Origin of the sequence: Achromobacter sp. Marseille-Q0513 (genome assembly GCF_018195695.1) — a bacterium.
GTDB lineage: Bacteria > Pseudomonadota > Gammaproteobacteria > Burkholderiales > Burkholderiaceae_B > Achromobacter.
This window is the reverse complement of sequence record NZ_JAGTJY010000060.1, coordinates 19,576-30,554: the sequence shown is the minus strand read 5'-3', so window position 1 is coordinate 30,554 and position 10,979 is coordinate 19,576. Positions and strand designations below refer to the sequence as shown.

Genomic DNA, 10,979 nt, shown 5'->3' with positions numbered 1-10,979 from the left:
CTCGACCGCAGCGCGGACGAGGCCGCGCGCGCCCTGATGCGGGAAGGCAGTTCGGCCAACACGGCGGCCAGCTACCGCGCGGCCATGCGGTACTGGGCGGCCTGGTTCGAGCTGCGCTACGGCCGGCGCTTCGCCCTGCCCTTGCCCGAGACCGCCGTCGTTCAATTCGTCGTGGACCACGCCCGTCGTCAGACCGAGCAAGGATTGACCAGCGAAATGCCGGCGGCGCTGGACCGGGAGCTGGTCCGCCTGAAGGTCAAGGGCCGCCTGGGCCCGCCGGGCCTGAACACCTTGCTGCAGCGCGTATCGGTGCTGTCCAAGGCGCACGACACGCTGGGGCTGCCCAATCCGTGCCGCGCACAGGCGCTGCGCGATCTGCTCGCCCGCACGCGTCGTGCGCACGCCCGGCGCGGCGCGGCGCCCGCGCGCAAGCCGGCCCTGACGCGCGAGCCGCTGCAAGCGCTGCTGGATACCTGCGACGATTCGTTGCGCGGACTGCGCGATCGGGCGCTGCTGCTGTTCGCCTGGGCCAGCGGCGGCCGGCCCCGGTCCGAGGTGGTGCGCGCCACCGTCGAAAACACGCCGCGCGAGGGGGACGGCTTTCTTTATCTGCTGCGCCATTCCAAGACCAACCAGGCGGGCGCGGCCCGGGCCGAGGATGCCAAGCCGATCGCCGGAGCGGCGGCGCGGGCCCTGCAGGCCTGGCTGGATGCCAGCGGCATCGCCCAGGGCCCGCTGTTCCGCCGGATCCGGCGCGGCGACGTGCTGGGCGAGCCGCTGGCCGCCGCCGCCGTGCGCGATATCGTGCGGCAGCGCTGCGAGCTGGCGGGCCTGGACGAGGACTACTCCGCCCACAGCCTGCGCTCGGGCTTCATCACCGAGGCCGGCCGTCAGCAAGTGCCGCTGGGCGACGCCATGGCCATGACCGGCCACGCCAGCGTGGCCACGGCCATGGGCTACTATCGCGCCGGCGCGGCGGCCACGCTCAAGGCCGCCCGCCTGTTCGATCTGGCGGAAGCGGAGCAGGCGGCCGCCCCGCCGGACCGCGACGATGCCGGCGAGACCCGATAGCGCAACGGTCCGGAGGACCTCGGCCCGCTCCTGATTACAATCTCGCCCGTATTCCCCTTCTCTTCCAACAAGCTGACCCGCCACGTGGCCGCCGCGCCCGCACCAAGCCATGTCCGCCACGTTCTCGATGCGTATCCATCTGCGCGGGCTGGTGCTCGCCCTGACCGTCTTCAGCGCCATTGCCGCGACCGCGAACGCCCTGTACGCCAGCTACTGCGTGCAGCGCGACCAGCTCATCGCCAACACGCTTGAGTCCAACCGCGTCTATGCCGCCAAGCTGGCCGAGAGCGCGGCCAACTTCCTGAAGGGCGCGCAGCAGCAGCTGCGCTACAGCGCCCAGCACGTGGTCGACTCGCTGGGCTCGCCCGCCGCGCTCGAGGCCGAGGTGAGCCGGGTGCAGGAACAGAGCGACAGCTTCAACTCCGTGGGCATCGTCGGCGCGGACGGCGTCATCCTGGCCGCCTCGCAGAGTTTTCGCGGCTTTCTGGGCGCGCGCGTCGACAGCCCGGGCAGCCGGGCCGCGATCCAGTCGCGCCAGGCGCTGGTCAGCCCGCCCTATGTGTCGATCGCCGGCAATCTGCTGATCACGCTGTCGCACCCGATCTACTCCCGCGATGGACGCTACCGTGGCTATATCGCGGGTTCGATCCATCTGCGCAACGAGAGCGCCCTGCAGGAACTGCTGGGCCGCCACCATTACCAGGACGGCTCCTATCTGTACGTGGTCGATCGGGACGGCAAGCTGATCTACCACATCGATCCCAGCCGGCTGGGCGAGGATGTCTCGCACAATCCCGTGGTCGCCGCCGTCAAGCAAGGCGAGTCGGGCGCGCGCCGCCTGCTGAACACCAAGGGCGTCGACATGCTCGCGGGCTACGCGGTGGTGACGAGCAGCGGCTGGGGCATCATCGCCCAGCGCCCCACCGCCGTCACGCTGGAGCCGATCCAGGAGCTGATCTGGGCCCTGCTCGGCTATGCCGCGCCCCTGGCGATCGCCTTCCTGCTGGCGATTTGGTGGTGCGCGCGCATGATCTCGCTGCCGCTCTCGCAACTGGCGACCAATGTCGAACACCACGATGTGGCCGTCGCCATGCAACGCGTGCGTTCGGTCAAGGCCTGGTATTTCGAGGCCGAACGCCTGAAGCACGCCGTCATCTGGAGCTTCACCAGCCTGCAGGAGAAGATCGGCAAGCTCAACCTGGCCAGCATCACCGATCCGCTCACCGGCCTGCGCAACCGGCGCGGCATGCAGGACGCCGTCGAGCAGATGCGCGCCTCGGCCATCCGTTATGGCGTGATCGCGCTGGACATCGACCATTTCAAGAACGTCAACGATACGCACGGCCATTCGACCGGCGATGAGGTGATACGGCACATGGCGCAGATCATGCGCGAATGCTCGCGTCCCGCAGACGTGCTGTGCCGCAACGGCGGCGAGGAATTCCTGATGCTGCTGCCCGGCGCGGGCCTGAAGGAAGCCGGCCAGGTGGCCGAACGGCTGCGCAAGCGGGTGGAGGCCTATCGGATGCCCGGCATCGGCGGCATCACCGTGTCGGCCGGCGTGGCCTGTTGGCAGGATGCCGGCGCGGAGCCGGCGCAAGCCTTCGCAGAGGCCGACGCGGCGCTCTACGCCGCCAAGCAAGGCGGCCGCAACCGGGTCGTGCTGCAGGGCCAGGCCTGAGCGCGGCGCGGACGCGCATCGATGCGCGAAGGCGCAACAATCTGATGAAAATCCGAGTTCTGTTGAAACTTAAAGATTTATTCTGATATAGCGTTTCAAAATTGCGACGGCTTGCGCGCGCATGGCGCTGCGGCTGCAGCAATTCAAGTATTCTGCGCGGCACAGACATTGTTTTAGGGCCGGTTTTTCCGTATGTTCCGCAGTGCCTACGCCCTCAAATCCTTGGAGCGGTATTTCCTGATACTGGCCACGGGCGTGGTGTTGCCGGTATCCGTGCTCACCGGCATCGTGGTTCAACAGAACTGGCGCGCCTACGCCTCGACCGCCGCCGCCTCCACCGCCTTCACCGCCGTGCGTTGCACGCTGCAGACCATGGAGCTGGTCTCGGCCGAGCGCGGCCCGATGAACGCCGCGTTGGGAGAGAACCTGCCGGTGCCGCCCGCCCTCCTCGCCTCGCTGCGGGACGCCCGCGAACGCAGCGATGCCAAGCTGGCCGAGCTGCTGGCCCTGTACCGCGCGCCGCTGAGCCCGCACGGCGCCAAGGAATTCTCCAACATCCAGCGCATCCGCCAGGCGCTGGCGATCGCGCGCGCGAACGCAGACCTTGCCATCGAGGCGCCGCGCGGCACGGTCTCGGGCCGGAATGTCTGGTCCGTGGTCGACGGCATGGTCGATGTGGTGCCGGAATTGCGCACCGGCATGGTCGAGAGCATCGGCATCGTGATGCGCAACCAGTCCGATGCCTCGGACATGATGGCGCTGGCCATCCTGGCCGGCGAGCTGCGCGAGCAGGCCGGTCTGCTGGGCTCGACCTTCACGCCCGCGCTGAGCCGGCGCCGGGCGCTGAACGATGCGGACCAGCTGAAGATCGAGCGCGTGCTCGGCCGCATCGAGGAATTGCAGACCCTGATCGACGCGCGCATTTCCAGCATTCCCGAATTGCGCGGCACCATCGCCTACATGGACATGAAGCACCTGTACATGGGCGACGGCATTGCCTATATCGAGCGGCTGCGCGAACTTGCCGCGCGCGGTCCGGCGGGCGCCGGGTTGACGCCGCGCGAAGTGGTCGAGGCCTATGTACCGCTGATGCGCTCGATCACGCAGTTCCGCGACTTCATGCTGGACCGGGTGGAACAGCGCATCGCCGCCCAGCGCACCGCCTCGGTCCGCGTGCTGCTGGCGACGCTGGCCGCCGCCGCGATGCTGGCCGCCGCGCTGATGCTGTCGCTGAGCCAGTTTCGCAAGCGCGTCATCCGGCCGTTCGTGCAGGCGACGCGCATCATCGGCGCGATTGCGGACGGTGGATCCGTTCCCGCCATTCCGCTGGACCGCTACCGCGGCGAGATCAACGGCATGTTCAGCGCCCTGAGCGTCCTGAAGGACACCGCCGCCAGCAAGTCGCGACTGGAGTCGGAGCGCGATCGCCTGATACTGGATCTTGCGACCATGGCCGAGACGGATTTCCTGACGGGGCTGCTCAACCGCCGCGCCTTCGAGCGGCGCTTCGAAGAGACGCGCGAACGCTGGCGCGGCGCCGACCCGGTGCTGGCCTTCATCCTGTTCGACATCGACCATTTCAAGTCCATCAACGACACCTACGGCCATGCCGCCGGCGACGAGGCGCTCAAGGTCGTCGCCGCGCTGTGCGCCCGCAACTTCCGCCATGCCGACGTGGTGGCGCGGGTCGGCGGCGAGGAATTCGCGGTCCTGTGCCACACCAGCCAACCCGGGCAGGCGCTGGAAATGGCCGAGCGGATGCGGCACGGCATTGCCCAGGCAAGCGTGACCAGCTGCGACGGCAGCCGCTTCGGCATGACCGCCAGTTTCGGCGTGTCGTATGTGGAATGGGGAACGATCGCGGGACGCGCCGAAACGCTGTTCCGCCGCGCCGACGAATTGCTCTACCAGGCCAAGATGAGCGGACGCAACCGCGTGCTGCTGGACCGGGCGGCCTGAAGGCGGGCGGGCTGGAAAAGACAACGGCCGCCGCCGGTGGGAGCCGGCGGCGGCCGTGATTGGCCAGAAGGCGGGTTTAGTTGGCGTCGATCTGGGCGTCGGAACGTTCCGAGCCCTGGGTTTCAGCCGAAGCCGGGGCAGCCTCTGCGTGCTGGCCCGTATCGGGCGCCTTCCAGTTGAGCGGTGCGACTTCGAATTGCCATTTGTCGCCGAGCTTGCGAAACATGAGTGCTCTCCTCTTCAAGGCAGTGGCCTTCCCGCCAAGACACAATGCGCAGGGTGTCGGACGGGCCGGATGCGTGCTGCTGCGGGGGGAGCATCGGACGGCCGCGCCATGGAGATGAGCTGCGATCCAAACGGCATGAATACGATCAATGCATAACGCCAGATGAATGCAACATGATCGATTTTAGCGCATTATTGCCATTAAAAGCAAGCATTTTGACGGTTAATGCGGTCTATTGGCGTGCCGCGGCCGTCAATCCCTCGCTGGCGTTGTCCTGCAGCGCGGGAATGGGCAGCCGGATTCGCTCGCCCGCTTGTTCCACGATCAGCGCCTGCGCCTCGATGTCCGCCAGGCGCGCGGTGCCAGTCAGCGCATCACCGATCGCATAGGCCTGTGGCGGGCCGCCGTTGACCGACAGCACCGCCGCGCCACGGCCGGCGCCGGACAGCGCGCCAGCCACCTTCACATCCAGCCGCGCGGCGCCGGGCGCCAGCCATGTGGCGGCCTGCTCGACGCCGTCAGGCGGCGCCCCGGCGCCAGCGGCGGGCGCGGCCGCCTGGGGCAAGGGTTCCATCAGCGCCCACCCCCACCACGCCAGGCCAGCGAGCGCGGCCGCCATCAGGCACAGGCTGGCGGCGCGGGCGGCGGACAGGGACGGCATCCTGATTTCACGCATGGGCATATGACTCCTGGACCGCGTGGCCGGGTGGCGCGCGCGAAAACGACGGTTGTATTGGCCTGCCGGGACAGCACGCTAATGCAGCGCGTACACGCGGCGATAGCGTTGCAGCTCGCCCGGCGGACCGCGCGCGATGATCAATTCCAGCCCGGTCGCGGCGGGCGCGTCGCCGGTTGGAAACGCGCCCCATCCCCTGCCCGGCACCCAGGCGCGGACGTTGAACTCCTGCACTTCGTCCAGCACGGTTTCGCCCGCGCCTGGAGGCGCCAGCGGATAGCGATCGCCAGAGGGGCCGGCCGCGCGCAGCAGCTTGCGGCCATCGCGCTCCCAGAGCACGCGCTGCCAGCCCGCCGCCGGCCCGGCCACGCTGCGCATCAGCTCCACGCTGCGCAGGCTGGACTGCGCGGCGCGCAGCCGGATCGCTTCGCCGCCAAAGTCCTGGCCGGCGGCCTGCATGGCGCTGGCCCGCAGCGCGACGTCGCGCTCGAACTGGTCGAACACGCGCTGCAGCGCCGTGATCTCGTCGCTGCGCGCGTCCAGCTTGCGGCTGGTCAGCGAGACGCTGTCGATCGCCCGCCATGACAGCAGGCTGATGATGGCCATGATCATGATGGCCACGATCACCTCGATCAGCGAGAAACCGCTCTGCCGGCGCCGGTCCATGGGCCTATCTCTGGTTGTCCAGCGCCGCGCTGAGCGAGGCCAGCCGGCCGGCCTGCCGGTCGCGGAACACTTCCACGGTCGCCAGGCGCGATCCGCGCACCACATCGCTCAGGCGCGTCTCGCACACCAGCGCCAATCCGCCCTGCGGACAGGGCGCACGGTCCCGGCTCACCGTGGCCACGGGCGGCGCCAACTGCAGCTCGACCAGCCGGTTCTGCGCCGACATGAGCGCCAGCGCGCGGTCGCGCAGCACGCCGTTGTTGGTGGTGAGCATGCCGGTCGTGCGCATGACGGCGGCCAGCGCCACGCTGACGATGGCCAGCGCGATCAGGATTTCCAGCAGCGTGAACCCCCGCTGCCCGCCTGCTCCCGCGCTACTGGACCACATAGCGTCCGCCGCCGGTGCGCCGCAAGACCACTTCGGCCGCGCCGTTGGAGAGTTTCAGCTGCCAGGGCTCGCCAAACCATTCGCCGTCCAGCGTCACCGGCCTGGCGGGTGTCACGCGCACCTCGCCCGATTGCCAACGCTGCGGGCGCAGCGTGGCGTCGCGTTCGAAGGCATCCAGTCGCGTCATGTCCAGCGCTGGCGCGGCGGCGTCCGGCGCCCAGGTGCCGCGCGTGTAACGGTAGCCGGACAGGTCCGCCTGCCAGGCGATGGGCCGGCCGTCGGCGCGCGCTTCCTGCTGCGCGGTCTGCATGCGCAGCGCCAGCTGCTGGGCGTCGTCGCGCAGCCTGCGGGCCGGATCGGAACGGATGGACAGGCCCAGGGCCGCCGTGGCGATGCCGACGATGACCAGCACCACCATGACCTCGACCAGCGTGAATCCCTGCTGGCCTTGCGTGTCGCGCGGAGGATTCCTGGGCATGGCGGACGGGCTCGGATGAGGGCTGGACGAAGACGGCGTCGCCACGCCGGTTGCGCACGGCGCGCGGCGGGCGGATGACGAAAATCGTAGCGGCCGCATATGAAGGATTTGCGTCCGCGGCGACAGATTCGCTTGCGCGCGCGGCCGTTTCACTGCGCGCGCGGCGGCGTCGGACAGGCCAGCCGGTGCGCATAGCCCGCCATGTGCCGGCCCGCGTCGCGCAGGTGCCGTTGCACGATGCGCGGCGACAGGCCGTAGCGCGAGGCCGCCACGCTTTGCGGCAGCCCTTCGATGCGCACGTCGATGTACACGGCGCGCTGCTGCCTGGGCAACGTGTCCACTTCCCGAAGGAAGTCGCGCAACGAGGAACGCGCCAGCGCGATCTGCTGCGGGCCGGGCGCGCCATCCTCGACATCGTCCGGTTCGAGCTCGGGACCGCCCGCGCGCCGCAGCTGTTCGGCGCGCAGGCGGTCGATGGCGATGTTGCAGGCCATGCGGAACAGATAGGCGCCGGGGTTGACGACGCCCGCCTGCCCGCCCTGCTCCGGCGCCGGCCCATCAGCCAGGCGCAGCCAGGCGTCGTGCAGGCTGTCGGAGGCCAGATCCTCGCAGCCCAGGCGGGCGCGCAGACGGCCGATCAGCCGCGCGTAGTTGGCCACCAGGAAATCGCTCAGACAGGCCCGGGCATCGCCGGGTGCGGATGGGCGGCGGGCAAGCGTGACAGCCATGCCGATGCTGTCTGCCGGGCGGGAGCGCGATGCCACGGCGTCAACGCGCGCCGGCCAGGCCCGCGCCCGCCGCGAAACCCACAACGCCTCGCGCAAGCGGGCGCTGTCCGGTGCCGGCCGGACTCCTGGCTGCCCGCTTGCGCACTGCCCAGCTCGGCGGCGTCAGCAGGCCGTCGTCCAGCGCCTGGTGCAGCACCTGCACGATCTCCGGGCGCCGTCCGATCAGGTCCAGTTCCCGGTCCAGGTCCGCCTCTTCATCGGCGCCCAGCCCCTGCGTCAGGCCGGCGAACCAGCGGAACAACAGGTTGTACGCGATCTGCTCCAGAAAGAAGCGGCGGCTGCCCACCGGATACAGCAGCTGCAGGATGAAGGCGCGGCACAGCACCGCCGCGTCGGTGCGCAGCTTCAGCTGCGCGCCGGCCCGCTCCAGCATGGCGACCTGGCCGCGCAGCACGTCGTCGACATGCTCGCGCAGGCCCACCAGCGGATGCCTGGGCGGCACGAAGCGGGTGAGCTGGACCTGCCCCATCCAGGCCTCATGCGACACCACCCACACCCAGGGCGAGCCATAGCGCGACACCGATACCGGAACGCGGCGGGCGCTATCCAGCACTTTGGACAGTTTGCGGTCCAGTTCCAACATACCCACGGTGATGATGGCTGACACGGCGATCTCCTTGCGACGGGGGCCGGCATTGCGGTCTTTCTCTAAGACGATTCCTAGAAGAAAAACCCGCCAAACCCGTCTCAGTCGCCCCGCACGCTGCGCGCCCGCCACTCCCTCAACAGGGCCTGGTTCAGCGGTATGCCGGTGGCCTGCGCGATCGGCGCGACCGGCGCGCTGAGCAGCAGCTCTTCCAGGATGGCGACCAGCTCGGCGCTGGCCAGCACGCGCTCCAGGGAATATCCAAATTCCTGCGGCGTCCAGATCTGCTGGTCCAGGGACAGGCCCACGAACCAGCGGAACAGCAGGTTGCAGGAGATCTGCTCATGCAGCGCGGCCTCGGTTTCCAGCCCGTACAGCAGCTGGACCGCCAGCGCCCGCAGCAGCGGCTGGGCCTCGATGCGCAGCATGGCCCGCAGCGCCGCCGCGTGCAGGCGCGGCTGGCGGTCGCGCATCGCCATGTCCAGATGCTGGCGCACGGCGGCCAGCGGATGGCCCGCCGGATTGAAGTCGATACGGCGCGTATTGCGGGTCCAGACCTCGTGCGAGACGATCCAGACCCAGGGCGAGCCATAGCGGTGCACCGACACGGGATGCTCCCACGCCGAATCCACCACGGCCGACAGGTTTTCCTTCAGCTCTCGTATGCCTATGTTCGGTTTGCGCGACACTGCTGCTCTCTCCATCGCGCAGCCGCGGCCCGCGCCTGCCTGGCGCTCTGCTACCGGGTCTGCATGGGTAGGACGAGTTTCGCGGCTCAAAACCGACACGGCCCAGGCAGGCCGGCGCGGCTGGCCCATGAGCCGGGCGCGGGCGCCCGCTCAGCTGAGCAGGACGACGTTGCCGGGCAGCCGCGTGGCGGTCAGGCCAAAGGCGCGCTCGATCTGCACCAGCACTTTTTCCATATCGCGGATCTCGAAGCGGCCGCTCATGGCGCTGGCGCCGCGCTTGTTGTCCAGCAGCACCACGTGGCCGCGCCGGTAGCGGTTGATCTCCGCCACCACGTCCGGCAGCGGCGTCTGGCGGAACACCAGCGCGCCCTGGCGCCAGGCCGAGGTTTCATCGGGGTCTATCGTCTGGATCGCGCCCACCTGCTCGCGGTCGTAGCTGACCTGCTGGCGCGGCGCCAAGGCGAGTTCGCCGCCCGCGTGCGACAGCGTGACCTCGCCGCTGACGCAGGTCAGGCACACGGTGTTGCCCGTGCGGCGCAGCTCGAACTTCGCCTGGCTGGCGCTGGCCTTGCCGGCGCCGGCCAGCACCGTGACCTTGCGGTCGGGCGCCAGCGCCTCGAAGGCCGCTTCGCCCGTGATCAGCTCCATGCCCAGCGCGCCCGCCACATCCGGCCGCAGGGCGATGCTGGTCTGCGTGTTCATGTCGACCTGCACCTGCCGATCCAGGCCGAACTGGCGGCGCCCGCCGGTATCGGTGCGGTAGTCGGCGTCCCACTCATCGAACGAACGCCACAGTCCGAACGGCGGCGCCACCACCGCGGCAATGGCGGCGGCGGCCGTGCCGCCCAGCGTCGTGCCCAGGAACGCGCGGCGGCCCCAGACGCGAGAAGCCGAGCGCTCGTGGGACGCCTGCGCCCTCTGCCGCTGCAACTGCTGCGCGGCGGGACCCCCCTGGTTCCAGAACCGCCGTTCCAGCGCGAAGGCGGAGGCATGCGCCTCGCTGGCCGCGCACCACAGTTTCAAGGCTTCGGCGTCATGCAGCGTGGCCTGGCCCGAGGCCAGCAGCCGTATCCAGGCACGGGCCTGGCGCTCGATGTCCGCCTGTCTGCGTCGGGCGTCCCGGGATGCACTCTTCATGACCATTCTCTCTGTACGGCGATGCCGGCATGGAGCGGCGGCGCGCCGTTATTCCCCTTGCTCCCCCTATGACGATTCTCGCAGCCGGAATCCGCCTGGGGGACGCGTTTTTTATGGTGACAATAAATTACGGACGCGCGTCGCGCAGTGCTCGTGCGCGCTGCGCAATTCGCGCTCCACGGTGCGCAGCGACACGCCCATGCGCGTCGCCACCTCGGCTTGCGGCAGCCCTTCCAGGCGTACCGCCAGCAGCACGCCGCGCTGACGCTCGGACAGCTCGCCCATGACGCGCACCAGCGTGTCCAGCTCTTCCCGGCCTTGCGCCATCTGTGCCGGACCGGGCGCGGGATCGGGCACGGCGAGCAAGGCCTCGGCCTCGCTGGAAGTGAGCCGGCGGTTCTCGGCGCGCTGCTGGTCCACCGCCACATTGACCGCCATCCGCAACAGGTACGCGCCCGGGCTGTCGACCGGCCCCAGCTCGTCCTTGCCCTCCAGCCGCAGCCAGGTGTCCTGCAAGGCGTCGCTGGCCATGTCGGCGCAGCCCAGGCGCCGTGTCAGGCGCGCCTTGAGATCGTCGTAGCGCTGCAGCATGAAATCGCGCAATACGGCCAGGCTGGATGGCATCATGGATCCG

13 protein-coding genes are annotated in these 10,979 nt (G+C 69.5%); 3 read left to right on the top strand and 10 right to left on the bottom strand.

Annotated elements, in window-relative coordinates; translation table 11 throughout:
• From KDH83_RS14460 to KDH83_RS14450, 3 genes are all read left to right on the top strand, one after another.
• Positions 1-1,071, top strand: a 1,071-nt coding sequence (locus tag KDH83_RS14460; RefSeq protein WP_249205109.1) for a site-specific integrase, incomplete at its 5' end; no start/stop codon positions are given.
• Positions 1,072-1,180: 109 nt separating this feature from the next.
• A complete protein-coding gene (locus tag KDH83_RS14455) occupies positions 1,181-2,752 on the top strand; it encodes a diguanylate cyclase (protein WP_349291629.1) in 1,572 nt (523 codons plus the stop codon).
• Between the two features lie 192 nt (positions 2,753-2,944).
• Positions 2,945-4,711 (top strand): GGDEF domain-containing protein, encoded by a 1,767-nt coding sequence (locus tag KDH83_RS14450; protein ID WP_212316923.1) that lies wholly within the window; start codon positions 2,945-2,947, stop codon positions 4,709-4,711.
• Between the two features lie 76 nt (positions 4,712-4,787).
• On the opposite strand, the gene KDH83_RS14445 is transcribed toward KDH83_RS14450, so the two are convergent.
• The 10 genes from KDH83_RS14445 to KDH83_RS14400 all read right to left on the bottom strand — a co-directional run bounded on the left by KDH83_RS14445 (position 4,788) and on the right by KDH83_RS14400 (position 10,972).
• Entirely contained in the window at positions 4,788-4,937 is a 150-nt protein-coding gene (locus KDH83_RS14445; RefSeq protein WP_212316922.1) for a hypothetical protein, read from the bottom strand.
• Positions 4,938-5,169: 232 nt separating this feature from the next.
• A complete protein-coding gene (locus KDH83_RS14440; RefSeq protein WP_212316920.1) occupies positions 5,170-5,613 on the bottom strand; it encodes a type II secretion system protein N in 444 nt (147 codons plus the stop codon).
• A 78-nt stretch (positions 5,614-5,691) separates the two neighbouring features.
• On the bottom strand, positions 5,692-6,279 hold the full coding sequence (locus KDH83_RS14435) for a prepilin-type N-terminal cleavage/methylation domain-containing protein (RefSeq protein ID WP_212316918.1): 588 nt from the start codon (positions 6,277-6,279) through the stop codon (positions 5,692-5,694).
• 4 nt (positions 6,280-6,283) lie between these two features.
• A complete protein-coding gene (gene gspI, locus KDH83_RS14430) occupies positions 6,284-6,667 on the bottom strand; it encodes a type II secretion system minor pseudopilin GspI (RefSeq protein ID WP_212316916.1) in 384 nt (127 codons plus the stop codon).
• Entirely contained in the window at positions 6,654-7,145 is a 492-nt protein-coding gene (locus KDH83_RS14425; RefSeq protein ID WP_212316914.1) for a GspH/FimT family pseudopilin, read from the bottom strand. Before KDH83_RS14425 ends, gspI begins: the two co-directional genes overlap by 14 nt.
• A gap of 149 nt (positions 7,146-7,294) precedes the next feature.
• A complete protein-coding gene (locus KDH83_RS14420) occupies positions 7,295-7,873 on the bottom strand; it encodes a sigma-70 family RNA polymerase sigma factor (RefSeq protein ID WP_212316912.1) in 579 nt (192 codons plus the stop codon).
• 40 nt (positions 7,874-7,913) lie between these two features.
• Complete coding sequence (locus KDH83_RS32965; RefSeq protein ID WP_212316910.1) at positions 7,914-8,540, bottom strand: transposase; 627 nt, start codon at positions 8,538-8,540, stop codon at positions 7,914-7,916.
• Positions 8,541-8,620: 80 nt separating this feature from the next.
• Positions 8,621-9,208, bottom strand: coding sequence for a transposase (locus KDH83_RS32960; RefSeq protein ID WP_212316908.1), 588 nt, complete (start codon positions 9,206-9,208; stop codon positions 8,621-8,623).
• Positions 9,209-9,358: 150 nt separating this feature from the next.
• Positions 9,359-10,345 carry a FecR domain-containing protein gene (locus KDH83_RS14405; RefSeq protein WP_212316906.1) on the bottom strand — a complete coding sequence of 329 codons (987 nt, stop codon included), beginning with the start codon at positions 10,343-10,345 and terminating at the stop codon, positions 9,359-9,361.
• A 111-nt stretch (positions 10,346-10,456) separates the two neighbouring features.
• Positions 10,457-10,972: an RNA polymerase sigma factor gene (locus KDH83_RS14400; protein ID WP_212316903.1), complete on the bottom strand. Its 516-nt coding sequence runs from the start codon at positions 10,970-10,972 to the stop codon at positions 10,457-10,459.
• Positions 10,973-10,979 lie beyond the last annotated feature (7 nt).